This window comes from Sphingomonas sp. S2M10, from assembly GCF_012650175.1.
In the GTDB taxonomy this organism is placed as follows: domain Bacteria; phylum Pseudomonadota; class Alphaproteobacteria; order Sphingomonadales; family Sphingomonadaceae; genus Sphingomonas.
The window spans coordinates 35,817-59,294 of the sequence record NZ_JAAILI010000056.1; the positions used below are offsets into that span (position 1 = coordinate 35,817).

Annotated in this window: 23 protein-coding genes; 7 read left to right on the forward strand and 16 right to left on the reverse strand. The window is 68.2% G+C overall.

Going from position 1 to position 23,478, the window contains the following annotated elements; genetic code table 11:
• The first annotated feature begins 54 nt into the window (after window positions 1-54).
• Window positions 55-477, forward strand: a complete 423-nt coding sequence (locus tag S2M10_RS13870; protein WP_247650814.1) for an Rrf2 family transcriptional regulator — start codon at window positions 55-57, stop codon at window positions 475-477.
• 16 nt (window positions 478-493) lie between these two features.
• Here S2M10_RS13870 and S2M10_RS13875 read toward each other — a convergent pair whose 3' ends face one another.
• From S2M10_RS13875 to S2M10_RS13895, 5 genes are all read right to left on the reverse strand, one after another.
• Window positions 494-1,219: a head GIN domain-containing protein gene (locus tag S2M10_RS13875; protein WP_168846590.1), complete on the reverse strand. Its 726-nt coding sequence runs from the start codon at window positions 1,217-1,219 to the stop codon at window positions 494-496.
• A gap of 115 nt (window positions 1,220-1,334) precedes the next feature.
• Entirely contained in the window at window positions 1,335-1,868 is a 534-nt protein-coding gene (locus S2M10_RS13880; protein WP_066722729.1) for a CarD family transcriptional regulator, read from the reverse strand.
• Between the two features lie 260 nt (window positions 1,869-2,128).
• Window positions 2,129-2,467: a ferredoxin FdxA gene (gene fdxA, locus S2M10_RS13885; protein ID WP_066722732.1), complete on the reverse strand. Its 339-nt coding sequence runs from the start codon at window positions 2,465-2,467 to the stop codon at window positions 2,129-2,131.
• Window positions 2,468-2,533: 66 nt separating this feature from the next.
• Complete coding sequence (locus S2M10_RS13890) at window positions 2,534-2,845, reverse strand: S4 domain-containing protein (RefSeq protein ID WP_168846591.1); 312 nt, start codon at window positions 2,843-2,845, stop codon at window positions 2,534-2,536.
• Window positions 2,838-5,315, reverse strand: a complete 2,478-nt coding sequence (locus S2M10_RS13895; protein ID WP_168846592.1) for a helicase-related protein — start codon at window positions 5,313-5,315, stop codon at window positions 2,838-2,840. The genes S2M10_RS13890 and S2M10_RS13895 overlap by 8 nt, the downstream gene beginning before the upstream one ends.
• A 236-nt stretch (window positions 5,316-5,551) precedes the next feature.
• On the opposite strand from S2M10_RS13895, the gene S2M10_RS13900 reads away from it, so the two are divergent.
• A complete protein-coding gene (locus S2M10_RS13900) occupies window positions 5,552-7,030 on the forward strand; it encodes a M23 family metallopeptidase (RefSeq protein WP_168846593.1) in 1,479 nt (492 codons plus the stop codon).
• Window positions 7,031-7,173: 143 nt separating this feature from the next.
• Here S2M10_RS13900 and S2M10_RS13905 read toward each other — a convergent pair whose 3' ends face one another.
• From S2M10_RS13905 to bamE, 7 genes are all read right to left on the reverse strand, one after another.
• Window positions 7,174-8,847: a DUF87 domain-containing protein gene (locus tag S2M10_RS13905; RefSeq protein ID WP_247650815.1), complete on the reverse strand. Its 1,674-nt coding sequence runs from the start codon at window positions 8,845-8,847 to the stop codon at window positions 7,174-7,176.
• A gap of 68 nt (window positions 8,848-8,915) precedes the next feature.
• Window positions 8,916-9,638: a TIGR02186 family protein gene (locus S2M10_RS13910; RefSeq protein ID WP_168846818.1), complete on the reverse strand. Its 723-nt coding sequence runs from the start codon at window positions 9,636-9,638 to the stop codon at window positions 8,916-8,918.
• A 38-nt stretch (window positions 9,639-9,676) separates the two neighbouring features.
• Window positions 9,677-10,591, reverse strand: a complete 915-nt coding sequence (locus S2M10_RS13915; protein ID WP_168846594.1) for a sulfite exporter TauE/SafE family protein — start codon at window positions 10,589-10,591, stop codon at window positions 9,677-9,679.
• Between the two features lie 71 nt (window positions 10,592-10,662).
• On the reverse strand, window positions 10,663-11,670 hold the full coding sequence (locus S2M10_RS13920) for a hypothetical protein (RefSeq protein ID WP_168846595.1): 1,008 nt from the start codon (window positions 11,668-11,670) through the stop codon (window positions 10,663-10,665).
• Window positions 11,667-13,055, reverse strand: a complete 1,389-nt coding sequence (locus S2M10_RS13925) for a glycosyl transferase family protein (RefSeq protein WP_348770601.1) — start codon at window positions 13,053-13,055, stop codon at window positions 11,667-11,669. The genes S2M10_RS13920 and S2M10_RS13925 overlap by 4 nt, the downstream gene beginning before the upstream one ends.
• Window positions 13,056-13,343: 288 nt before the next feature.
• Complete coding sequence (locus S2M10_RS13930; RefSeq protein ID WP_168846597.1) at window positions 13,344-13,865, reverse strand: RcnB family protein; 522 nt, start codon at window positions 13,863-13,865, stop codon at window positions 13,344-13,346.
• Window positions 13,866-13,976: 111 nt separating this feature from the next.
• Window positions 13,977-14,453, reverse strand: a complete 477-nt coding sequence (bamE, locus tag S2M10_RS13935; protein WP_168846598.1) for an outer membrane protein assembly factor BamE — start codon at window positions 14,451-14,453, stop codon at window positions 13,977-13,979.
• Window positions 14,454-14,569: 116 nt separating this feature from the next.
• On the opposite strand from bamE, the gene S2M10_RS13940 reads away from it, so the two are divergent.
• Together S2M10_RS13940 and S2M10_RS13945 are read left to right on the forward strand one after the other, a co-directional pair.
• The gene (locus tag S2M10_RS13940; protein WP_168846599.1) at window positions 14,570-15,082 is read left to right on the forward strand and encodes a ubiquinol-cytochrome C chaperone family protein; all 513 of its coding nucleotides are present in this window, start codon (window positions 14,570-14,572) and stop codon (window positions 15,080-15,082) included.
• Window positions 15,079-15,606 carry a DUF177 domain-containing protein gene (locus tag S2M10_RS13945; RefSeq protein WP_168846600.1) on the forward strand — a complete coding sequence of 176 codons (528 nt, stop codon included), beginning with the start codon at window positions 15,079-15,081 and terminating at the stop codon, window positions 15,604-15,606. Before S2M10_RS13940 ends, S2M10_RS13945 begins: the two co-directional genes overlap by 4 nt.
• Here S2M10_RS13945 and S2M10_RS13950 read toward each other — a convergent pair.
• Together S2M10_RS13950 and S2M10_RS13955 are read right to left on the reverse strand one after the other, a co-directional pair.
• Complete coding sequence (locus S2M10_RS13950; protein ID WP_168846601.1) at window positions 15,581-16,060, reverse strand: hypothetical protein; 480 nt, start codon at window positions 16,058-16,060, stop codon at window positions 15,581-15,583. The genes S2M10_RS13945 and S2M10_RS13950 overlap by 26 nt on opposite strands.
• 37 nt (window positions 16,061-16,097) lie before the next feature.
• The gene (locus S2M10_RS13955; RefSeq protein WP_211091042.1) at window positions 16,098-16,745 is read right to left on the reverse strand and encodes a TetR/AcrR family transcriptional regulator; all 648 of its coding nucleotides are present in this window, start codon (window positions 16,743-16,745) and stop codon (window positions 16,098-16,100) included.
• Window positions 16,746-16,857: 112 nt separating this feature from the next.
• Here S2M10_RS13955 and S2M10_RS13960 point away from each other — a divergent pair, with 112 nt between their 5' ends.
• The 3 genes from S2M10_RS13960 to S2M10_RS13970 all read left to right on the forward strand — a co-directional run bounded on the left by S2M10_RS13960 (window position 16,858) and on the right by S2M10_RS13970 (window position 20,924).
• Window positions 16,858-19,191 carry a TonB-dependent receptor gene (locus S2M10_RS13960; RefSeq protein WP_168846602.1) on the forward strand — a complete coding sequence of 778 codons (2,334 nt, stop codon included), beginning with the start codon at window positions 16,858-16,860 and terminating at the stop codon, window positions 19,189-19,191.
• 195 nt (window positions 19,192-19,386) lie between these two features.
• Window positions 19,387-20,640, forward strand: coding sequence for an MFS transporter (locus tag S2M10_RS13965; protein ID WP_168846603.1), 1,254 nt, complete (start codon window positions 19,387-19,389; stop codon window positions 20,638-20,640).
• Window positions 20,641-20,684: 44 nt separating this feature from the next.
• A complete protein-coding gene (locus tag S2M10_RS13970; protein ID WP_168846604.1) occupies window positions 20,685-20,924 on the forward strand; it encodes a hypothetical protein in 240 nt (79 codons plus the stop codon).
• On the opposite strand, the gene S2M10_RS13975 is transcribed toward S2M10_RS13970, so the two are convergent.
• Both S2M10_RS13975 and S2M10_RS13980 read right to left on the reverse strand, forming a co-directional pair.
• A complete protein-coding gene (locus tag S2M10_RS13975) occupies window positions 20,925-22,493 on the reverse strand; it encodes a peptide chain release factor 3 (RefSeq protein ID WP_168846605.1) in 1,569 nt (522 codons plus the stop codon). It lies immediately after the preceding gene.
• 86 nt (window positions 22,494-22,579) lie between these two features.
• Window positions 22,580-23,443: an aldose 1-epimerase family protein gene (locus S2M10_RS13980; RefSeq protein ID WP_168846606.1), complete on the reverse strand. Its 864-nt coding sequence runs from the start codon at window positions 23,441-23,443 to the stop codon at window positions 22,580-22,582.
• Window positions 23,444-23,478: the final 35 nt, after the last annotated feature.

The following is a 23,478-nucleotide window of genomic DNA, read 5'->3' on the forward strand; positions in this document are numbered from 1 at the left end:
ATAATGCAGCGAGAGAAAGGGCGGTGCTTGCAACTGGACGGAAGATTGTCGCGCATGCTCCATCTCCTGATCCATCTGGACCGGACGGATGGACCGATGACGTCCGAGGCCGCAGCCGCGATGCTGGGCACCAATCCCGTGGTCGTGCGCCGGACGCTCGCGGGGTTGCGTGATGCCGGCATCGTGCGCTCCAACAAGGGCCATGCGGGCGGGTGGACGCTGTCCCGATCGCTCGACGACCTTCGGATGCTCGACGTCTACAAGGCGCTGGGCGAACCGCGGGTCTTCGCGATCGGGCTGGCGGACCCCGCTGCCAAATGCCTGGTCGAGCAAGCGGTCAACGCCTCGATGGCGGAGGCGCTGCGCCGCGCGGAGCAGCTTCTCGTGGAGCAGCTGGCGAACATCACGCTGGGCGACATCGCCGCCGACTTCGATCGGCGGTGGCGCGACCATGTCGAAGGCCGCGCCGACGCTTAGACGCGGAGGCGCGCGCTCAGGAGCATTTCACCGCGCCAGAACCGATCTTGCTCACTTCGCACTTCGCCCCGCCGCGCAGCTCGACATCGCCCGAGCCGAGGATCGAGACCGAGGCCGGGCCGCCCACATTGGCGCGCACGCTGCCCGACCCCGCGATCGAAATGTCCGCGCGATCGGCGGTGAACTGCTGGCCGTTCAGGTCACCCGCGCCCGCGACCGACAGGTCCAGCTTGTCGGCGCGGCCGGCCAGCGTGACGTTGCCCGATCCCGCGATAGACAGCGACGCTTCCTCCGCCGCGACTGCCGCAATGCGGAGGTCGCCCGATCCCGCTACCACGCCTTCGAACTTCCCGACGGCGCGCTCCACCTGCATCGTTCCCGAACCCGCGACCGTCGCCGCGCGCAGCTGCGGCATCACGATGCGAATTCTGGCCGCGCCGCCCTTGTCCCACATCACGCCTGTCCTGGTTTTGCGGCCCAGGTTGAGCGTCTTTCCGTCGAGGCGAATGTCGAGCTGGTCCAGCACGGCGGCGTCCCCCTCCGCCTGTACCGAGAAGTCCGGCCCGACACGCACGTCAACATCGTCGGAACTCTTCAACGCAACATCGGTAAAGCCCGTCGCCGCAAAGCTGCGGCTGGCGCCCGTACCGCTCGCCTCGACCGCGGTGCCTTTGGTGTCGCTCCAGCTGGTGTGGCAAGCCGTGGCAAAGGGTAGCAGCGCAAGGACGAGCAACGAACGCATGGTGACCTCCCAACTTGTGTATTGCTGTTATAATACACAACATGCCTGAAACGAAAAGGGGGCGCGAGCTTGTGGCTCCGCCCCCTTTTGATCCGACCGTTCGGTTCCGTTGCCGTCAGGCGGGAACCTTGTCCTTGTTGTGGATCGCCGCGGCCTTGCGCAGGATATCCAGGATCTTTTCCAGCGCTGCGGGCTCGTCGATCTCTTCCATCGCCGCCAGTTCGCGGGCGAGGCGGCTGGCCGCGCCTTCGAAGATCTGGCGCTCGGAATAGCTCTGCTCGGGCTGGTCGTCGGCACGGAACAGGTCGCGGACCACCTCGGCGATCGACACGAGGTCGCCCGAATTGATCTTCGCTTCATATTCCTGGGCGCGACGCGACCACATGGTGCGCTTGACCTTGGGCTTGCCCTTCAGCGTATCGAGCGCTTCGCGAAGCGTCTTGTCGCTGGAAAGCTTGCGCATGCCCACGCTCTCGGCCTTGTTGGTCGGCACACGGAGCGTCATCTTCTCTTTTTCGAAACGCAGGACGTAGAGTTCGAGCTGCATCCCAGCAATTTCCTGCTTCTGCAGCTCGATCACACGGCCCACGCCGTGCTTGGGGTAAACGACATAATCGCCGACATCGAAGGACAGCGCCTTGGCAGCCATGTGCGAGGAACCTTTCGTGAATTACCGGCCCCGGTTGGAATGTGGATCCCGCCCAGGCGCGCGGTACGCGGCGGACGAGGGAACACGGGGCATACGCTAGCGTCTCCGGGCGAAGGCGAGTCTTTCTGCCTTCGTCGGACGCTATTTAACACGCTCGTAATAAAATTACCAGTGAAAGGTCATGCGAGCGGCGCATAAATCCATGCGCCGTGCCCCATTTCGGGCGTGCCGGGTCCCGTGCCGGCAGGCCTGCCGCAGGATCAGTCGCCCGAGCCGGGGTTCGGCGAGAAATACTTGTCGAACTTGTCGGTCTCGGCCTTCATCGCATCGGCGTCGGCCGGGGCCTCGCCCTTGGTGGTGATGTTGGGCCACTGTTCCGAATAGGTGCGGTTGAGCTCCAGCCACTTTTCCAGGCCGTTCTCGGTATCGGGCAGGATCGCCTCGGCCGGGCATTCCGGCTCGCACACGCCGCAATCGATGCATTCGCTCGGGTTGATGACGAGCATGTTCTCGCCTTCGTAGAAACAGTCGACCGGACAGACCTCGACACAGTCCATGTACTTGCACCGGATGCATGCGTCGGTGACGACATAGGTCATTGGGGAAACGGTCCTTGGCTACGAACGATCAATGCGGGGCCCTGCTATGCGCGCTGGGCGCGCACGTCAATCATGGGACGGGGGCTGAACGTCCCGATCGGTGACGAGATCCTCATAGCACAGCCGCGCCTCGCCCGGCGGGCCGCGCCGGATCGGCAGCGTCCCGACGCGCAGCACCCGCACCCTGCCCTGGATCGGAAAGGCGAGGATCGCGCCGACCCGCACCGACGCGGACGACCTTTCCACCCGGCGCCCGTCGATGCGCAGCAGCCCCTTCTCGCACAGGGCCTGGGCGGCGCTGCGGGTCTTCACGATCCGCGCATACCAGAGAAAGCGATCGAGCCGCATCGTGGGCCCATGCCCGCCGGGCTCAGCCATTGCGGAGCGCCGCCAGCGCCGCGAAGGCATTGCCCGGCACCGCCACCGGCTTGGGCCTGGCGATCGGGGTGAGGCCCTGCCAGATCCAGCGCTGCACGCCTTCGGCATCGCCCCGCGCGGTGCGGAAGCCCATCTGCGCCATCAGCCGCGCCATCGTCTCCGGCTTGAGGCCGATCGAGGTGGCGAGCGCCGGATCGGGGGCGAAGGGTTTGCGTCCCTGTCGCGCCTCGTGCGCCGCCCGGGCGATCCGCTCGACAAGATCCACGCGCACCGCCTGCGCGCCGAACGGCCGGAAGCCGTGGACGAGCTCCGCCCCCTCGGCGTCGCGCGGCAGCACGACGGCGGCATCGGGCGGTCCGCTTGCGAGCCCCATCAGCGCCCGGCGGCGGGCGGCGGCGCGCGGCTTGAGCAGCGCGGGCGCGAACAGGTCGAGCGTGCCGATGGTCATGCCGATCCTGCGCAGCCGGTGCCGGGCGGGGCCGTCCAGCGCCTCGAGCATCGTGCCGGCGGCGCGGCGTGGCAGCAGGCCGCCCTGTTCGAGCAGCGCAGTGGCCAGCGCGCGCAGGGGTGCCCCGGCCGCTTCCTCGCGGGTGATGGCGTCCAGCTTGGCCAGCACCGGCAGGTCGCCGGCCACCCGCTCCGCGAACCAGCGCTCCAGCCGCGCCTGTACCGCCGCCTTGGCCTGGGGATCAAGCACGTCGAGCGCGCGATCCAGCTGCACGCGCGGACGCACCAGGTTGACGCCGGGCTTGAGCAGCGCGACGTCATGCCCGCGCCAGTGGATCGCGGTGCCGACCTGCGCCAGCTCCGCATCGGGCGCCTCGGCGAGCGCCGCGCCGCGCCGACGATATTCGCCCGCCAACCGTTTCTCGGCGGCGGCGAGCAGCATGCGCTTGTCGCCGGCCCGGGCCTCGGCAGCGACCTTGAAGCGGAAGCCTTCCAGCGTGCCGAGCGGATGCTCCTCCACGCTCACCTCGCCTTCGGGCCCGATCGTTACCGGCAGCGTCGCGGCATCGGCGCCGATCTGGCGGAGCAGCACCGTGGTGCGCTTGTCGACGAAGCGCTGGGTGAGGCTGGCGTGGAGCGCGTCGGACAGCTTTTCCTCGATCGCCCGGGTGCGCTCCGCCCAATGCGCCGGCTCTTCCAGCCAGTCGGCGCGGTGAGCGATATAGGCCCAGCTGCGCGCCGCCGCGATACGGCCGGCCAGCGTCTCGACATCGCCGCCCATGTTATCGAGCCGCTGGATCTCGTCGGCGAACCATTGGTGCGGCACATGCCCGCGTCCTTCGGAGAGATGCCCGAACAGCCTTCCTACGAAGCGCGCGTGCGGATCGACGCCGAGCTTGCGGAAATCGGGCAACCCGCACGCCGCCCACAGCCGCGCGACCGCGCGGGGCGAGCGCACCCGGGCGCGCACCCAATCCTCCTCGGCCAGCCGCTTGAGCACCCCAAGGTCTGTCGCCTGCGGTGCGGCACGCAGCACCTCGGCCTGGGGCTTGCGTTCGAGGCTGCCGACCAGCGCCTCGATGCTGGCGAAATCGGGCTCGCCCTCGCGCCAGTAGAGATGCTCGAGCCTCGGCACCTGGTGCCCCTCGATCGCCAGCACCTCCTCGGGGGTGAAGGCGCTCGGCCCCTCCTCGTGCAGCGCGCCGAAGGTGCCGTCCTTCTGGTGGCGACCGGCGCGGCCGGCGATCTGCGCCATCTCGGCGATGGTAAGCCGGCGCTGGCGGCGGCCGTCGAACTTGTGGAGCGAGGCGAAGGCGACATGGTGCACGTCCATGTTGAGCCCCATGCCGATCGCATCGGTGGCGACGAGATAATCCACCTCACCCGCCTGGAACATCGCGACCTGGGCGTTGCGGGTACGCGGGGACAGCGCGCCCATCACCACCGCCGCGCCACCGCGTAGCCGCCGCAGCGCCTCGGCGACGGCATAGACCTCCTCCGCCGAGAAGGCGACGATCGCCGAGCGTCGCGGCAGGCGCGAGAGCTTCTTGGCGCCCGCATAGCTGAGCGTCGAGAAACGCGGCCGCCCGACGATCTCCGCCTCGGGCACCAGCGCCTTGAGCATCGGGCGCAGGCTGTCCGAGCCGAGGATCATCGTCTCCTCGCGGCCCCGCGCGCGCAGCAGCCGATCGGTGAAGACATGGCCGCGCTCCGGATCGGCCCCCAGCTGCGCCTCGTCGAGCGCGACGAAGGCGGTCTCGCGCTCCAGCGGCATGCTCTCCGCCGTGCAGCAGAACCAGCGCGCCTTGGGCGGCAGGATCTTCTCCTCGCCGGTGATCAGCGCCACTTCGGCGGGGCCCTTCATCCGGACGATGCGGTCATACACCTCGCGCGCCAGCAGCCGCAGCGGGAAGCCGATCATGCCGCTGGCATGGCCGCACATCCGCTCGACGGCGAGGTGGGTCTTGCCGGTGTTGGTGGGCCCCAGCACTGCCGTGACGGGCGAACGGGCGAACTGGCTCATGTCGGTTTCCAAGATCGGCGCCCGCGCGCCGTTAGGCAACTCCCTGCCGCGGCTTTTCCACGACTTCATGACGGTTGCACCCATATCGATGGTTTCGCCGCAGCCATGGCACGGGTCGGCGCGCAGGAAGTCACCGGGCGGCAAACTTAATTTGACTTTAAGAGCATGATTCCAGAGTGATTCGATGGACGCGCCGCTTCATGCCGCGCGCAATCGGGTCTTAGGGGCAGCACGGCTTGTTCTTTCGCGACGATCATGGCTCGGGCCTTGCCGGCGGCGGCGGTGGCCTGGCGCGCGCGATCCCGGCCGTCGTTCCCGCGCGGATCGGCAAGCGGCTGGCGACGCTCGACCTGGTACCCGATCTCGGCGCGGATATCGGCTCGCCGACCTGGTTTCGCGGTGCCGCGACCTGCGCCGCGCTTTGCGCCGCGACCTGGATGCTCGCCCCCGGCTTCGACCGGCCGATCACCGGCATCGTCCCTGCCCCACTGGCCGGCGAGGCGGAACTGGCGCAACAAGCGCAGGCCATCGCGCCGCTCGCCAAGGGAGCGCGCACGGGTGTTCACGTCGCCGCGACCCCTTTGGTCAAGCCGCTTACCGACACCCCCGAGCGCCCGATCATCGAGCATGAAGCGAAGCTCGCCAGCGGCACGATGCTGCGCAGCGTGCTGCAGCGCTCGGGCGTGGGCGAGGCGGATGCCGGCATCGTCGCCAGCCTGGTGTCGGGCGCGATGCCGCTCGGCCAGATCCAGCGCAACACGGTGCTGGAGATGACGCTGGGCCGCCGCGCCGACAAGTCGCAGCCGCGCCCGCTCGAAAAGCTCGCCTTCCGCGCCGCCTTCGATCGCCGGATCGAGATCGCCCGCACCGGCGCCGCGCTGGCGATCAAATCGATCCCGATCGCGATCGACCGGACGCCGCTGCGCGTGCAGGGGCTGATCGGATCCAGCCTCTATCGCTCGGCGCGCGCTGCCGGTGCGCCCGCCAAGGCGGTGGAAAGCTTCCTGCGCACGCTCGGCAGCCGAGTCTCGGTGTCGAAGCTGGGATCGGCCTGCAAGTTCGACCTTATCCTCGGCCAGGCGCGCGCCGCGACCGGCGAAGTCCAATATGGCCAGTTGATGTATGCCGGGGTGACCGGCTGTGCGAACGGCGTCCAGCTCGCCCCCTGGGATAGCGACGGCAAGACCGAATGGTTCGACGCCAGCGGCACCGGCAGCAAGACGGGCATGATGACGATGCCGGTCAACGGCCGCTTCTCCTCGGCCTTCGGCATGCGGATGCACCCGATCCTCGGCTTCACCCGCATGCACAAGGGCATCGACATCGCCGCCCCCTATGGCTCGCCGGTCTATGCCGCTGTCGACGGGGTGGTACGCCTTGCCGGACGGTCGGCGGGCTATGGCAATCTGGTGCGGATCGACCATGGCGGCGGCTTCGGCACCGGCTATGCGCATCTGAGCAAGGTGATGGTCCGTCCCGGCCAGTCGGTGCGCAAGGGCCAGCAGATCGGCCGCAGCGGCAATTCCGGCCTGTCGACCGGCCCGCACCTGCATTTCGAAACGACGCGCAATGGCCACGCGGTCAATCCGCGGGCGGTGTCGTTCACATCGGTCCGGCGCCTCGCCGGCGGGGCGCTGGGTGCCTTCAAGGCCAGGCTGCACGGCCTGATGGCGGTGCCCGTCGGCCATGGCGCGCAGAAGGAAGCGGCGGAGTAAGCTACTTCGGGAGCCACAAACCCTGCGTCATCCCCGCGAAGGCGGGGATCCATTCGCCGTTCCGTCGCAGCAGGAACCGCATCGACTCAGCCAATGGATTCCCGCCTTCGCGGGAATGACAATGATGGTGAGAGGGCGGTGTCCTACCGCCCCTGCGAGCGCCAGCGGCGGATGGTCCGCTCCAGCATCGCCTCCTCGCCACCGACTTCGCGCCACAGCTCGGAGAAGAGCGGATCGTCCGAAGCCGGGCGCTTGGCGGGATCGAGATCGTCGAACAGCAGCCGCACCGGCGTCGCCACGCCTTCGCCGACCGCGATGCATTCCCGGTTCCGCAACGCCGGGATCGCATCGAGGAAACCCCGCGCGCCTTCCGGCATCGCCGCGCGCACGAACGCCTGGTCGCGCTCGTTGTTGAGCCGCATCGACAGGATCGTGCCGCACTGGGAAAGCACCCCCTCGGCTAGGTCCGACGGGCGCTGCGTGATCAGCCCCAGCGAGACGCCGTACTTACGGCCTTCCTTGGCGATGCGGCTGAGGATCCGCCCGACCGACGAGCCATCGGCGTTGCGCTCGTTGGGCACATAGCGGTGCGCCTCCTCGCAGACGAGCAGCACCGGCCGCTTCGCCTCGCCGCGCGACCAGATCGCATAATCGAACACCATCCGGCTGAGCACCGCGACGACCACGCTCGTGATCTCGTTGGGCACGCCCGAGACGTCGATGATCGAAATCGGCTTGCCGTCCCCCGGCAGGCGGAAGATGCGCGACAGGAACGTCGCCATCGTGTCCGCCACCAGCATGCCCGAGAACATGAAGGCATAGCGCGGATCGGCCTTCACCTCGTCGATCTTGCTCTTGAGGCGGAGATAAGGCGCGGTATCCGTCGCCTTGTCCATCTTGCCCATCTCGAGCGTCAGCGCATTGGTGAGATCCGACAGCAGATAGGGCACCGGCGCGTCGACGGTGAGCTTGCCGATCTCCTGCCCGATCCGGTTCTTAGAACGTGCGGCGAGCAGGCACTTGGCGAGGATGTCGGCATCCACCTGCCGGTCGCCGCCCTCGCTGGTGAGGAACACCTCGCAATGTTCCTCGAAGTTCATCAGCCAATAGGGCAGCTGCAGGTTCGATACGTCGAACAGCGCGCCATTATGCTGGAAGGCGCTGCCATATTCGCCGTGCGGATCGATCATCACGACATGGCCCTGCGGCGCCAGCTCGCAGATCCGGTGCAGGATCAGCGCGGCGGAGGTCGACTTGCCGGTGCCGGTCGAGCCGAGCAGCGCGAAATGCTTGCCGAGCATCGCGTCGACATACAGCGCGGCGCGGATGTCCTTGGTCGGATAGACGGTGCCGATCTCGATATGGGGGCGATCGTCGGCGGCGTAAATCTGGCGGAGATCGGCGGTAGTGACCGGGAACACCTCCGCGCCCGGGGTAGGATAGCGGGTGACGCCGCGGCGGAAACGGTAGAGCTTGCCGGTCAGCTTCTCCTCGTCGCCTTCGCCGAGAAAGTCGATCGCGGCCGCAACGCGCGCGCCCGAGGAGTCGAGCCGGGCGGTGCGGATGCTGGCGATCAGCCAGGCGCTGCCGACGCGGATCTTGACCTGCGCGCCGACCTGGCCGGCATTGGCGAGCGCGGCGTCGGCGCTGGCGGCGAGCGCATCGAGTTCGGCAAGGTCGAGCAGCACCTGGCTCGACGCGCCGGCGATCTCGAACACCGCGCCGATCGCGCGCGCGGCGCCCGGCGCGCGGCCCACCGGCAGCCCACCGCCCGCCGCTTCATTCTCAAACCCGCCGAGGCGAAACTGGCCTTCCATCGTGCATCCCCCAAAAAGGCGGGGGGGAGCATGCGCGCGGGCAGGTTAAGGTTGCGTGTGCAGGCGTCTCAGAAGCGGCGCCAGAGCGCACCCGCGCCCCAGCCGAAAAGGAACGAGACGGCCACAGCCACCAGACCATAGGCGATGGCGTTGCGATCGGCGCTGGTGGCGACGAAGCGTTCGAACCCTGATTTGCGGATCTCGATCGGCCGCACCGCCGCCGCCAGTACGCGCCCGTCGCGGATCAGGAAGGTCTCGGCCGTGAAACGCCCCACCGGCACCCGCGCCGGGATGGTGAGCCGCGCGCGATAGAGCACGCCGCCGGTGATCTCGACCGCGCCCGGAGCCTCGTAGAACAGCCCGTTGCGTCGCTTTAGATCGACGAAGCCGCTGTCGAAGCGCTGCTGGATCTGCGGCGCGGCGCCCGAGGCGGGGGAAAGCTGCAGGCTATCCAGCCCCAGCTCGTAGATCGCCCGCGTCCGCTCGTCGACGAGGCGACGGATCGGCCGCGACGAGGCCATCGCGTAGAAGCTGGGTGCCGATCGGTACCGCATTTGCGCGGCGTTGACCCAGATTCCCGCGACTTTCGATTTCTCGCGCACCACCACCGATTCGGTGGGCCCCTTGATCACCACGACGATATCGGCGGGCCGCTCGCCCTCGCCCGGCGCGCGACCGCCGGGATAGAGGATCGCGCCGAACAGCAGCAGTTCGGCACCGGTGAAGCTGTAGGCGATCTCGATGTCGCGTTGCGAGACGTCCGGCACCAGTTCGGGCTTGGCCTGCCCCATCAGCAGGGGGGCGAGCAGCACAAGCGCCCAGGCGCGTCTCACGCCGCATCCACCGAATAGATCTCGTCCGGCTGCCAGGCGAGCCCGAGCAGCATCCGTGCCGCCACCAGCAGCACGATCACCGCGAGCAGCAGCCGCAGATATTCGGGCTTGGCCTTTGCCGCGAAGCGCGCGCCGAGCTGTGCGCCGATCACCGATCCGAGCAGCAGCAGGATCGCCAGCACGATGTCGACGGCCTTGGTCGTCGTCGCATGCACCATCGTCGCGACTGCCGTGGTGAACAGCGTCTGGAACAGCGAGGTGCCGACCACCGTCTGCGTGCCCATGCCGAGGATGTAGAGCATCGCCGGCACCAGGATGAAGCCGCCGCCCACCCCCAGCAGCATCGTCAGCACGCCCACGAACACGCCGAGCAGCAGCGGCGCCAGCGGGGAGATGTAGAGGCCCGAGGCGTAGAAGCGCCAGCGGAAGGGCAGCGCCGCAACCAGCGGGTGGTGCCGCCGCTTGCGGGCCTTGGGCGGCCGCGCGCCGCGCGACACGCGGATCGCGCCGACCGACTCCTTCGCCATCAGCCCGCCGATCGAGCCGAGCAGCACGACGTAGAGAATGCCGATCACCACGTCGATCTGCCCGCTGGCCTGCAGCAGCTTGAACAGCCAGGCGCCCAGCAGGCTGCCGAGGATCCCGCCGGTGACGAGCACCGCGCCCATCTGCACGTCGACGCCCTTGCGCCGGAAATGCGCGAACACGCCCGATACGCTGGCGCCGGTCACCTGACTGGCGGCGGACGCTGCGGCCACGGTGGGCGGGATGCCGTAGAAGATCAGCAGCGGCGTGGTGAGGAAGCCGCCGCCCACCCCGAACATGCCCGAGAGCAGACCCACGCCCAGCCCCAGCGCTACGATCACGAGCGCATTGACCGACAGGTTGGCGATGGGGAGGTACAGATCCATGCAGGCCGAGACCTAGCCCCTTTGTGCCGGATCGGGAAAGGGCGAAGGTGGGGATTCGCATCTCCGGCGGGTCAGAAATCGCTGCCCAGCGTCAGCGCGACGCCGGAGCCCGGCCGCGCCGTGCCCGCGACACGTTGCCGCCAGTCGAGAGCGATCCTCGCCCGCAGCCCGTCGATCGTCAGCCCCGCGACCACGGTGGGCCCGATATCGAGCCGCTGCGCGCCGCGCTGGGCCGCGCCCCAAGCACCGATGCCGATCGCCGGCACCGCGCGCCCTCCGATCGTGACGGCGCGCGTGAGCCGCAGCGCACCGTCTGCATAGGGTTCCGCCCGTTCGCGCAGGATCACGCCCGCCTGGCCGTAGCTTTCGAGCCGAAAGCCCGCAATTTCCCGATCAAGTCCGGTCACCGCGCCGATACCGGGGCCACCCCGCGTGCCGTCGAGACCGAACCGCTGCTCGATCGCGATCCGCACGGGTGCGGCGAGCGGCCGCCACTCCAGCCCCAGCGCGGCCTCGGCACCGAAACCTCGCAGGGGCCCGGCGACGCGGCCGAACACCGCGACCTTTCGCTCGGCGTCCAGCACCCGAACCAGGCGAACGCCATATTGACTGCCGCCAAGTTGCCCGGCCGTCGGCGCCGCGCCGATGCCCTGCCCCGGTCGAAACGCTAGCCATGCGCCGCCGGTCCATCGACGCCGCACCGGGGACGGCGTCAGCACCGGTACCCGCGGCGGCAGCACGGCCGCCGCGACACGGATCGACGCCGCGCCCGCGCCTTGGGTTTCGGCGATCGCGCCCTCCGCTATCGGCATAGCTGCCGTAGCCAGCGCGGCGCTCTCTTCCTGCCGCGTCGGGGCGGGAAGCGCCGCCGCCGACGGGGGCACCATCCGTTCGGCCGCGCGGATGATCCGCGGCGACGTGGTGGCACCGGAGCCGCCCGCGTATCGTGTGGACACAGCCCGTACGCTCGGGGGCAGATCGGTTTCCTCCCACTCCAGCAGCCCGATCCGCAGGCCGATCCAGCCCAGCCCGATCGCGCCGACGAAGCGCAGCGGGCGGCCGCGGCCGGCGCGGCTCATGCCGCGGCCGGTGTCGCATCAAACAGGGATCCGGGAAACTGGTGCGCGGTCTTGTCCCAGCGGAGCGGGCCGCCGGCGAGCAGCCCGACATAGGTCCACAGCGCGCGTCGTGCCGCGAGCAGCGCGATGTAATTCGCCACCACCATGCGCGGGCCTGCCCACCGCCCTTCGCGCCAGCCGTGCAAGCGGGTGACGAGCACCGTCCGCATCGCCCAGCGCCAGACGAGCAGCAGCAGATTGAACGCCAGCAGCGCCTGCAGCCATGCATCCTGCGCGGGAGACGGCACGCCGGTCATCCAGTGGGAGAGCAGCGAAAGGCTCCATCCCAGCAGCGCGACATAGGCGATGGCGAGGACAGGCATCGACAGCGCGGCGCGCCGATCGCGCATCCGCATCCAATGGTCGCCCAGATCCCAGAATCGCGACCAGCCGGTCCTGTCCCAACCGGCAAGCGCGATCCCCGCCATCCAGCGCGCCTTTTGCCGCACCGCGGCCTGTACCGTCGCGGGAAAATAGGCACGCACGGCCACCGCCGCGCCGCCCGGCGCCTCCGGCACGCGGACAAAGGCCGTGCGCGCACCCATCGCGCGGAGGCTGAGCCCCAGCTCGTAATCCTCGGTAAGGCTGTTCGCATCGAACGGCACGCCGCGCGCATCGGCGATCCGCCGCAGCACCTCGCACCGGATGGCGCAGCCCACCCCGGCAAGCGGCAGGCTGGCCCCCAGCATCTGCCGGACCAGCAGCGTCGCCCCATGGGACTGGGCGAACTCATCGACATAATGGCCGGAAACCAGCCGCGACCCCGGCTGGCACAGCGGCGCGACCGGCAGTTGCACCGCGCCATGCGTCTTGATCCAGCGCGCGTAGACCGAGAGTTCCTGCGGATGAACGATGTCCTCCGCATCGTGCAGCACAATGGCAGCGAACCCTTCCCCCTCCGCCGCCGCGTCCCGTTCCATCGCGGCCCAGAGCGCGTTCAGGCAATCGGCCTTGGTGGTCGGTCCGGGGCGCGGACCGACGACGAGGCGCACCCGCGCGTCGTCCAGGGCCAGCGATGCCACAGCGGCGATCGTCGCGGGATCATTCGGATAGGTACCGACATAGATACGGTACGAGCCGTCCGTCCAGCGGGCGAGCATTGCGCGCAGCATCGGCCGTATCACCGACGATTCGTCCCATGCGGGCACGAAAATGGCAAAACGGCTTGCCGCACCGCCACCCCAGTTTTCCGAACACTTCGGCGAGAGGCGATGTCCAGCACAACAATAATAGACAAAAAGGAGGTCGACGAGAAAATCGTCCACCCCACCCAGCGCAATAAAAACTGCGGCAAATAGGATTAATTCGCCTGTGATTGCGTCGACAATGCTCAGCGTCATCAGCATTCCCCCCCGGGCGATGCATCCGATTCGGATATCCGCATGTTTGCGATAGAAGGAAGCTTAGGCAAGCCGAACAATGCGGGAACTCGCAGTGTTGGCGCGCAAACCTCGACGACCGTGTCGTTTTTCCGGCACAAGATCGCGCCGATCTGGAGCAATTGCTCGTGGAACCACCGCCTGCTCGTGGAACCACCGGCGCGCTGCAGCGTTTGATCGCTGCAACAGTCCCTTTGGATAACCCGAAACTTGAAAACGGCCGCACCGACAGAGTCGATGCGGCCGCTTTTTTGCTTACCAGTAAAAACCGGGCACGACGCGGATCACGGTGCCGCGACGGGTGTCGACAAGCAGCACATCGTTGTAATGGCGCACCCAGCGCTGGTTGAAGCCCGGTCGCGGCAGGTGGTACCGCCACGGATCGCCGATCACGTAGCGCGGGCCGTAATAGACGGTGCCGATTCGCGCGCCGGGATGAAAGCGATTGTAGCGGAAAGGCGCACGCCAATTGCCGCGGGCATAGAGACCGCGATTGCGGTCGCGCCAATTGCGCCAGTCATTGTCCGCCCAGCGTCGGTCGCGGTCGCGCAGGTCTTCGCGATATTCGCGATGCGCCTCGCGAAGATCGCGACGCTCCTCGCGGACACGACGCGGATCGCCCGACCATTGCGCCCGGCGCACATCGCGCTGGGCGTCGCGTATGTCACGTCGGTCTTCCCGCAGTTCGGCGCGCGACTGCGCCATCGCACCCGCCGGCACCAGCAGCGCGGGTGCCGCGATCGCCGTCAGCAAGGCGATGGGAACGAGCTTCTTCATATGCTTCTCCATCCTGATCGAACCGCCGGTCCGAAGGCCGGCCTGCGCATATCTATGGAGAAGCACCGCTGAACGCCCAGCGAACGATTCGGTCAGCCGAATGAAAGGAAGTTACGGCCCGGTATTGCCGCCGCCGCCGGCGCCCGCGCCGGGCGCGCCGACCGTGCCGATATTACCGAACAGATCCGAGAAGAAGCTGCGACGGCGTCCCAGCGTCGGCGTGGTCTTGCCATAGGGATCGATCGAGGCGGCGAGCTCGACGCCGGTCTGGTCGATGGACTTGACGTTGCCCGCCTGGTCGAACCGGATGCGCAGCGTGGTCTGCGTCTTCACCTTCGGGTTGCGGAACGCGAAGTTGCTGCTGTCGCGCGAGACGTAGAACCACTCGCCTTCGTTGAACTGGCTGGTGAAGCTTGGGTGGCCGAGCGTCTGCATCACCGAATCGCGCGTGTCGACGCCCGGCTGGACCGAAGCGACCAGATCATGATCGACGACATAGCCCTGATGCGTCCGCACCGGCGTACAGGCGGTGGTGCCGAGCACGACCAACAACGCGGCGGTGCCGAGCGTGCGAACGGGAAGCGACATCAGGTTCTCCAGGCAAACACAGGCGGCCCCCGGATTGCATCGCGGGCCGAACGCCTCAATATGCGGCAAAATGCGGCCAAACAAGGTCGCGACAGCGGAAGGCACGAACAACGGCGATGCGCATGCTCCAGCGGCTCTTCGGCAAGACCGATCGCGGCACTGCCCCGCAGCTCTATGCGGGCGTGGTCGCGCGCGGCCGTGCGCCGCACTGGTATACTCAAGGCGCGGTGCCGGACACGGTCGACGGCCGGTTCGACATGATCGCGGCGGTGCTGTGCATGGCGCTGTTGCGGCTCGAGGCGGAGCCTGCCGGCATCCCGACCAGCACCGCCGTCGCCGAATGCTTTATCGACGACATGGATGGCCAGCTGCGCGAGATCGGCATCGGCGACATCATCGTCGGCAAGCATGTCGGCCGGATGATGGGCATGCTCGGCGGGCGGCTCGGCGCCTATCGCAGCGGCCTGGCCGCGGGCGATCTCGGTCCGGCGCTGATCCGCAACCTCTATCGCGGCGACGCGCCCGCGCCTGCCGCGCTAACCCATGTCGAGGCGCGGCTGCGCGCCTTTCGCGATGCGCTGGCGGCCACCCCGCTCGCGCGTGTAATCGCAGGAGAGCTCCCCGAATGACCGACCCAGAATTTTCCCGACCGCACCGGCTCGACCAGATCGGCGCCGGCGAAAGCGACGTCCGGATCACCGCCGACGAGAGCGAGCGCGCCGCACTCAGCCGCCGCTTCGGCCTCAAGGCAATCGAGACGCTCGACGCCGTCTACCATCTCCGCCGCGACGCCCAGGGGGTGGTGGCGCGCGGTCATCTCTCCGCGCGACTGACCCAGGCGTGCGTCGTCACCGGCGACTCGCTTCCCGCGAAGGTGGAGCAGGATTTCGCGATCCGCTTCGTGCCCGAACCCGCCGTGGCCGGCGACGATGAGGTGGAGCTGACCGAGGACGAGTGCGATACCGTCTTCTATTCGGGCGGCACGATCGACCTTGGCGAAGCCGCGGCCGAGACGATGGCGCTCGAACTTGATCCCTATCCGCGCAGCGCCCGTGCCGCCGAGGTGCTGCGCGCCGCCGGCGTGAAGAGCGAGGAGGAGGCCGGGCCGACCAAGGCGCTTGCCGGCCTCAAGGATTTGCTGGCGAAGAAATGAGCCGCCCCGGGCGGCTGGCACCCAGGCCGCCCGCCAACAGCAGCCCGATCGCGAGCACCACCAATGATCCGGCCGCGAACGAGTCACCGAGAAGGACGAAACGGCCGATCGGCGTGCGCAGGCCGTGCAGCCCCGCCCAATATGGCAGGACGAGCAGCCCGCGCAGGATGAACAGCAGCGCCAGCGCCGCCAGCAGCAGGCGGTGTGCGGCGCCGCTTGCGGGCGCGCAGCAGGCTGCGGCCAGCCCGAGCAGCAGGACAGCGATACCCAATGTGCCGGCGAGCGCGGGCCAGGTCCCGGCAATGCGCGACGCAATGATCGACGGCGGCGCGCCGAGCCACGCCATCCAGGCTGGCCCTCCCGCATAGGCGAGCAGATGGGCCGCGGCGCCCGCAACCAATCCGAATGCCGCAAGCCGGAAAAGCCGAACGCCGAGAACGGGTGTGTTGGTCATGCGGCACACGCTAACGCTTCGGCGCCGCGGTGCAAGCCTAGCGGCCGATCCCCCGCGCCAGCAATTGCGCAACCGTGTCGGCGATCGCCTCGGGCGGGGTGCCTTCATCCCACACGCTGTAGCGCAGGCCGAGGAACACGTTCATCCCCATGATCGCCCAGGCGTGTATCTCGCCGACATCGTCGCGCACCTCGCCGCGCTCGGCGGCGGCGCGCAGGCGGGCGGCGATGCGCTCGGCGGTGCTGGCATAATGATGGCGGAAGCTGGCAGGGTCGACGAATTCGGCCTCGTCGACGATCCGATAGATTTCCTTGTGCTCGCGCGCGAAGCGGATGAAGGCGAGCAGCGCCGCGCGCTCGGCGTCGATCTGGTCGCGCGCGCCGCGCAGCGCGGGGCCGACATGCTCCCGCACCTGCTCGCTCATGTCACGGACCAGCGCACGGAACACCGCGTCCTTTGAATCGAAATAGGTGTAGAAACTGCCGAGCGCCACGCCGGCGCGTCGGGTGATCCCGCTGATCGAGCCTTCGTGAAATCCCTTCTCGCCGAATTCGGCGGCGGCGGCATCGAGGATCGCGCGCAGGGTCCGCCGCCCGCGCTCGGTGCGCGGCACCTTGGCATCGCCGGAAGACCGGTCGTCCCGCGATACAGCAGTGGCCGAACCGCCACGCTTCCCCGCCTTCATCCGCCTCCCCTTTCGATCCAAGTTGAAACCCGGTTCAGGTTTCAGTATAGTTTCCCGTACCGGCTTACAACCCGCGTCCACGACGGGTTGCACCAGGGGAGGATTACCAAGCATGTCACGGCACGATTCCGTCCGCATCGCCCTGCTCGCCAGCGCCGCGCTGCTGTTTGCCACGCCCGCCTTAGCACAGGACAGCGAGGCCGCCGGCCAGACCGCCGATGCCGCCCAGCAGCAGCAGGACGGCGAGATCATCGTCACCGCGCGCCGCCGCGCCGAAAGCCTGATCGACGTGCCGATCGCCGTCACCGCGATCAGCGGCGCACAGCTGAATGCCCAAGGCGCGCTCGACATCACCGATATTGCCCAGTCCGCGCCGAACGTCTCGCTCGAGGTGTCGCGCGGCACGAACAACACGCTGTCCGCCTTCATTCGCGGCGTCGGCCAGCAGGATCCGGTCGCCGGATTCGAGGCGGGCGTGGGACTCTATCTCGACGACGTGTATCTCAATCGCCCGCAGGCGGCGGTGCTCGACATCTACGACGTCGAGCGGATCGAGGTGCTGCGCGGGCCGCAGGGCACGCTCTACGGCCGCAACACGATCGGCGGCGCGGTGAAATATGTCACCAAGCGCATCGGCGCCGACCCGCAACTGCAGGTGCGCGGCACCTATGGCACGTACAATCAGGCCGATCTGGTGGTGAGCGCCAGCGCGCCGGTCGGCGATACCGGGCTCAAGATCGGCGCGGCCGGCGCGCGGCTCAGCCGCGGCGGCTTCGGCACCAACCTCACCACCGGCGAGGACAATTACAACAAGGACCTGTGGGCCGCGCGGGGCACGGTGGAGTATGAACCGAGCAGCAGCGCCTTCTTCCGCGTCTCCGGCGACTATACCCATGACAAGAGCAACAGCCGCGGCGGCCACCGGCTGATCCCGGGTATCGTCAGCGGTACGCCGGTGCTGACCGACAAGTTCGATTCGCAGGGCGGCCTCGTCACCCCCCGGCAGGACGTGAAGGCGTGGGGCGTCACCGGCCTCGCCGAGCTGCGCGCCGCCGACTGGCTGACCTTCCGCTCGATCACCGCGTATCGCAAGGACGACAGCGCCACCCCGATCGACTTCGACGCGCTGCCGGCGGTGCAGGTCGACGTGCCGGCCTTCTACAACAACAAGCAGTTCAGCCAGGAAGCCCAGCTTCTGATCAATACCGGCGGCCTCTCGGGCCTGCTCGGCATCTATTATCTCGATGCCAAGGCGCGCACCGTGTTCGACGTGCGGCTGCCCGGCGGCGTGACCGCACTGACCTTCGGCGACGTGAACACCGATACCGTCGCGGTGTTCGGCGACTTCACCTACGATCTCACGCCCATGTTCAGCATCTCGGCAGGCGGGCGCTATACCTGGGACCAGCGCCAGTCGCGGGTGCTGCGCCAGACCTATCTCGGCGGCGGCTCGCCCTATTTCGGCGGCAGCGGCGTGTTGTTCGCGACCACTTCGGATTTCCGCGGCAGCGCCGATTTCAAGAAGTTCACGCCGCGCGCCTCGATCAGCTTCAAGCCCAGCGCCGACCACACGCTCTATGCGAGCTGGGCAGACGGCTTCAAGGGCGGCGGCTTCGATCCGCGCGGTCAGACCAGCGCCTGCCGCACGCCCACCGGCGTCACCTGCACACCCGCTCAGGTCTATGATTTCATGTCGTTCGATCCCGAAAGCGTGTCCAGCTACGAGATCGGCTACAAGGCCGCGCTGTTGGATCGCCGCCTGACCTTCGCGCTCGCCGCCTTCCATGCCGATTACACCGACGTGCAGGTGCCCGGCTCGATCGGCACCACGATCAACGGCCAGCAGAGCTTCATCGGCATCACCACCAATGCCGGCAAGGCGCGGATGCGGGGCGTGGAATTCGAAGGCAATCTGATCGCCGCGCGCGATCTGGGGGCACCGGGCGGCACGCTCAACCTCAACTGGTCGGTCGGCTATCTCGATGCGCGCTACAAGCGCTTCATCGACTCGCGCGGGATCGACGTCGCCAGCCGCCGCCGCATCCAGAACACGCCGGATTGGACCGCGAGCGGCACGATCGGCTATTCGGTGCCGGTGGGCAACGAGGGGCAGGTGGCGGCGAGCTTCACCGCCTCCTATCGAAGCGCCTCGCAGCAGTTCGAGCTGCGCACGCCGATGCTCGACCAGCCGGGGTTCACGCTGTTCGACGCGAATCTGAACTGGGACATCAACAAGATGTTCTCGATCGGCGTCCACGGCCGCAACCTGTTCGACAAGCGCTACATCGTCTCGGGCTACAACTTCCTCGCGCAGAACCCGGACACGGGCGATTTCCTGCGTACGCCCGCCGGCGCCTATATGCCGACGCTGGGAACCGAGGGCGTGCTGACCGGCTATTACGGCAATCCGCGCCAGGTGTTCTTGACGGGGACGGTGAAGTTCTAGGGGCGACGCCAACCACATGATCTTCGTCATTCCCGCGTAGGCGGGAATCTATTGGCCTGTGCGCTGGGGGAAAGAACCGCGGCACCTGTGCAAATGGATCCCCGCCCCCGCGGGGATGACGAAGAATCTCCAGACTTCCCTCGAAACAGCGAGGGCCGCTAGGCAGCATTCACCATCTCTGGCCGAGGACCCACCATGCCCCCGCACCGCACCCGTCCCGCCACGCCCCGCGGCATCGTCCTCGCGATGCTGCTGCTGGTCTACATCTTCAACTTCCTCGACCGGCAGATTCTCTCGATCCTTGCCCAGCCGGTAAAGGCGGATCTGGGGCTCGACGACGGGCAACTCGGCATGCTGGGCGGCTTCGCCTTCGCGCTGCTTTATTCCACGCTCGCCATCCCGCTCGCGATGTTGGCCGACCGCACCAGCCGCAGCTGGGTGATCGCCGTCTCGCTCGGCGTGTGGAGCGCGTTCACCGCGCTGTGCGGCACGGCGCAGCATTTCACGAGCATGTTCCTCTATCGGCTCGGCGTCGGCGTCGGCGAGGCGGGGGGCGTGGCGCCCAGCTATGCGCTGATCGCCGACGCCTATCCGGCAGAGCGCCGGGCGCGCGCGCTGTCGATCTATTCGCTCGGCATCCCGCTCGGCTCGGCGGGCGGGGCGCTGCTCGGCGGCTATATCGCGCAGACGGTGGAGTGGCGCACCGCCTTCCTCGTCGTCGGGCTGCTCGGGCTGGCGATCGCGGTGCCGTTCAAGCTGCTCGTCCGTGATCCACCGCGCGTGGCCCCGGCGAAGGACCAGGTACCGCTTTCCCGTGTCTTCGGCATCCTCGCCGCCAAGCCCAGCTTCTGGCTGCTCGCCTTCGGCGCGGCGGCGGGATCGATGTGCGGCTACGGCGTCGCCTTCTGGCTGCCGAGCATGATCCTGCGCAGCTTCCAGCTCGATTTGGCGCAGGTCGGCCAGTTCTTCGGCGGGCTGGCGCTCACCGGCGGCGTGGCGGGTATCCTGTTCGGCGGCTGGCTGGGCGACCGGCTGGGGCAACGGAATCGTAAGTGGTACGCGCTGGCGCCGGCCATCTGCTACGTCCTCGGCCTGCCGCTGTTCGTGGCGGGGGTGCTCGCGCAAAGCTGGCAGGCGGCGTTCCTGCTGTTCCTGGTGCCGCAGGCGCTGGTCTATGTGTGGCTGGGGCCGGTGCTCACCGCTGTCCAGCACCTCGTGCCGCCGCAGATGCGCGCCACCGCCTCGGCCTCGTTCCTGCTGATCAACAACCTGATCGGGCTTGGGCTGGGCAGCTGGGTGATCGGCCTGCTTTCCAAGCAGCTGACGCCCGCATACGGCGCCGCCGACGGCCTGCGCTACGCCATCGCGGGGGGCCTCTGCCTGTATCTCGTCGCGGGCATCCTGATGGCGCTGGCGAGCCGGCGGCTTGCGGCGGACTGGGTCGAATAGCAGCGCGATTCCCGCTGTTGCTTGGTTACTTCTATAATAACCACATGAGCTATACCCCGACCGACCTCGTCAAAGCCGAGAAGAATGTGGTGCTCGCCGAGCGCCACATCGCCGCCCAGCAGGAAGTGCTCGCGATGATGCGCGCCGCCGGCAGCCCCACCGAGGGCGCCCAGGAACTGCTCGCCAAGTTCGAAGCCGATCTCGGCCGCGCCGAGCGCATCCGCGACTGGATCGCCAGCGGCCTCGGCGAACGCGGCCGCGAGCAGCAGCGCGTCGCGGCCTGATTACCGCTCGCGCGTCGCCGCGAACTTCACCTTGTTGTAGCGTTCGGCGATATAGCCGACTTCCCAGGCCGACTTGGCCAGGAACACCGGATTGCCGTCTCGATCCTTGGCAAGCGCGCCGCGGTTGAGATCGAGGAACTCCTTGAGCGCGGCGGCATCGTCCGACGAAATCCAGCGCGCGGTGTCATAGGGCGAAGGCTCGAGCACCGCGCCCACCTTGTATTCCGCATCGAGCCGGCTGAGCAGCACGTCCAGCTGCAGCTGGCCGACAACGCCGATGATCCAGTTCGATCCGATCTCCGGATAGAAGACCTGGATCACGCCCTCCTCGGACAGATCGTCCAGCGCCTTGCGGAGCTGCTTGGTCTTGGTCGGGTCCTTGAGCGCCACGCGGCGGAGGATTTCCGGCGCGAAGTTCGGCAGCCCGGTGAAGCGCACCCCTGCGCGCTCGGACAGCGTGTCGCCCACCCGCAGCGTGCCATGGTTGGGGATGCCGATAATGTCGCCCGGAAACGCCTCGTCGGCCAGTTCGCGCTCGCGGGCGAAGAACAGGATCGGCGAATGGATCGCGATCGGCTTGCCATGCCCGGTGGGCGTCAGCTTCATGCCGCGCTTGAAGGTGCCCGAGACCAGCCGCATGAACGCGATGCGGTCGCGGTGGTTGGGGTCCATGTTCGCCTGGACCTTGAACACGAAGCCGGTCACCTCGTCGCGGGTCGGCTCGACCGGCGCCGGTTCGGCCGGCAGCGCGTGCGGCGGCGGGGCGAAATCGGCGATCGCGGCAATCAGCGAATCCACGCCGAACTCCTTCAGCGCCGAGCCGAAATAGACCGGCGTCATGTCGCCGTTGCGATAGGCCTCCCCATCGAATTCGGCATAGCCCGCCTGGGCGAGCTCCACGTCTTCGCGCAGCTTGGCGAGATTGTCGGCGGAGACGATCGCATCGAGCTGCGGATCGTCGAGCCCGGTCGTCTGGATCACCTTGCCCTGGAATTCGCGGGCATCGCCCTCCGGCAGCAGCAGGCGCTTGGTGGCGAGGTCGTAGATGCCCTCGAAGGTGCCGCCCATGCCTACCGGCCAGGTCATCGGCACCACGTCGAGCTGGAGCAGTTCGGCCACCTCGTCCAGCGTCGCGAACACCTCGCGGCCCTCGCGATCGACCTTGTTGACGAAGGTGATGATGGGCACGTTGCGCAGGCGGCACACCTCGAACAGCTTGCGGGTCTGGCTCTCGATGCCCTTGGCGACGTCGATCACCATCACCGCGGAATCGACCGCGGTCAGGGTGCGGTAGGTATCCTCCGAGAAGTCCTCGTGGCCCGGCGTGTCGAGCAGGTTGAAGGTGATGCCGTCGCGCTCGAAGGTCATCACCGAGCTGGTGACCGAGATGCCGCGCTGCTGCTCGATCTTCATCCAGTCCGAGCGCGCACGCCGCGCCTGGCCACGCGCCTTCACTTCGCCGGCAAGATGGATCGCGCCGCCGAACAGCAGCAGCTTTTCGGTGAGCGTAGTCTTGCCCGCGTCGGGGTGCGAGATGATGGCGAACGTACGACGATCGGAGGGGGACATGCGGGTACTTCGAACGGGAGGGAGAATCGCGACGCCTTAGTCGGTGGCGGGTTCTTTATCCAGCAGCGAGTGCGCCGCGCTGTCCCTCAGTCGAGCAGCGTCACGTCCATGCCGAAGTGCCGCGTCTCGCCGGGGGCGAGGCGCTGAATGCCGGGCTTGTCCCAGATCTCGCCGGCGAAGCCCGCCGGATCGGCGATGCCCCACCAGGGCTCGACGCAGACATAGCGGGCGCCGGGCTTGGTCCAGATGCCGAGCACGCCGGTATCGGGAAAGCGGATGCGCAGCTGCGGGCCTTCCTCCGCGCCGTACAGAAGCCCCCGGCTGGTCAACTGGTCCCAGATCAGCGCGTCCGCGGTGAACAGGTCATCGGACAGTGGCAGCGCCCGCCCCTCCACCGGGCTTGCCCGGCGATCCGCGGCGATCCCGCCCTCGCCGATGTAGCGCAGCGAGGAGAATTCCGGCTCGTCGAAAAGGATGCGATGGTCGGCGCGCGGACGGCCATAGGGCAGCGGCCAGGCGAAGGCGGGGTGGAAGCCGAAACTGGCCGGCATGTCGCGATCGTCGCGGTTGGTCACCGCGATCTCGATCCACAGCGTCGCCTCTTCCAGCCGGTAGGTGGCATCCAGCGTGAAGGCGAAGGGATAGACCGCGCGGGTATCGACATCGTCCGCCAGCCGAAAGGTCGCGCGATCGACGGCCCGCTCGACCAGCGTGAAGTCTCGGCGGCGGGCAAAGCCGTGCTGCGGCAGGCTGTAGTCCTGTCCGTTCAGCCGGTAGCGATCGCCCACCAGCCGCCCGACGATCGGGAACAGGAGCGGCGCGCGGCCCGACCAGAAGGCGGGATCGCCGTCGGTCATCAGCTCGCGCCCGACGGAATCGCGGAGGGACGAGAGCTCGGCCCCGTGGGGGTTGATCGCGGCGGTCAGCCGCGCGCTGGCGATCTCGATCATCACGTCTCCCCTGGCAATGCGCCCCCAGTACAGGG

Bases quoted from the DNA above. Each gene is read 5' to 3' on its own strand.
- S2M10_RS13870 (WP_247650814.1), top strand. From the start codon at position 55: ATGCTCCATCTCCTGATCCATCTGGACCGGACGGATGGACCGATGACG.
- S2M10_RS13875 (WP_168846590.1), bottom strand. From the start codon at position 1,219: ATGCGTTCGTTGCTCGTCCTTGCGCTGCTACCCTTTGCCACGGCTTGC.
- S2M10_RS13880 (WP_066722729.1), bottom strand. From the start codon at position 1,868: ATGGCTGCCAAGGCGCTGTCCTTCGATGTCGGCGATTATGTCGTTTAC.
- fdxA (WP_066722732.1), bottom strand. From the start codon at position 2,467: ATGACCTATGTCGTCACCGACGCATGCATCCGGTGCAAGTACATGGAC.
- S2M10_RS13890 (WP_168846591.1), bottom strand. From the start codon at position 2,845: ATGGCTGAGCCCGGCGGGCATGGGCCCACGATGCGGCTCGATCGCTTT.
- S2M10_RS13895 (WP_168846592.1), bottom strand. From the start codon at position 5,315: ATGAGCCAGTTCGCCCGTTCGCCCGTCACGGCAGTGCTGGGGCCCACC.
- S2M10_RS13905 (WP_247650815.1), bottom strand. From the start codon at position 8,847: ATGGAAGGCCAGTTTCGCCTCGGCGGGTTTGAGAATGAAGCGGCGGGC.
- S2M10_RS13910 (WP_168846818.1), bottom strand. From the start codon at position 9,638: ATGGGGCAGGCCAAGCCCGAACTGGTGCCGGACGTCTCGCAACGCGAC.
- S2M10_RS13915 (WP_168846594.1), bottom strand. From the start codon at position 10,591: ATGGATCTGTACCTCCCCATCGCCAACCTGTCGGTCAATGCGCTCGTG.
- S2M10_RS13920 (WP_168846595.1), bottom strand. From the start codon at position 11,670: ATGAGCCGCGCCGGCCGCGGCCGCCCGCTGCGCTTCGTCGGCGCGATC.
- S2M10_RS13925 (WP_348770601.1), bottom strand. From the start codon at position 13,055: ATGCTGATGACGCTGAGCATTGTCGACGCAATCACAGGCGAATTAATC.
- S2M10_RS13930 (WP_168846597.1), bottom strand. From the start codon at position 13,865: ATGAAGAAGCTCGTTCCCATCGCCTTGCTGACGGCGATCGCGGCACCC.
- bamE (WP_168846598.1), bottom strand. From the start codon at position 14,453: ATGTCGCTTCCCGTTCGCACGCTCGGCACCGCCGCGTTGTTGGTCGTG.
- S2M10_RS13940 (WP_168846599.1), top strand. From the start codon at position 14,570: ATGCGCATGCTCCAGCGGCTCTTCGGCAAGACCGATCGCGGCACTGCC.
- S2M10_RS13945 (WP_168846600.1), top strand. From the start codon at position 15,079: ATGACCGACCCAGAATTTTCCCGACCGCACCGGCTCGACCAGATCGGC.
- S2M10_RS13950 (WP_168846601.1), bottom strand. From the start codon at position 16,060: ATGACCAACACACCCGTTCTCGGCGTTCGGCTTTTCCGGCTTGCGGCA.
- S2M10_RS13955 (WP_211091042.1), bottom strand. From the start codon at position 16,745: ATGAAGGCGGGGAAGCGTGGCGGTTCGGCCACTGCTGTATCGCGGGAC.
- S2M10_RS13960 (WP_168846602.1), top strand. From the start codon at position 16,858: ATGTCACGGCACGATTCCGTCCGCATCGCCCTGCTCGCCAGCGCCGCG.
- S2M10_RS13965 (WP_168846603.1), top strand. From the start codon at position 19,387: ATGCCCCCGCACCGCACCCGTCCCGCCACGCCCCGCGGCATCGTCCTC.
- S2M10_RS13970 (WP_168846604.1), top strand. From the start codon at position 20,685: ATGAGCTATACCCCGACCGACCTCGTCAAAGCCGAGAAGAATGTGGTG.
- S2M10_RS13975 (WP_168846605.1), bottom strand. From the start codon at position 22,493: ATGTCCCCCTCCGATCGTCGTACGTTCGCCATCATCTCGCACCCCGAC.
- S2M10_RS13980 (WP_168846606.1), bottom strand. From the start codon at position 23,443: ATGATCGAGATCGCCAGCGCGCGGCTGACCGCCGCGATCAACCCCCAC.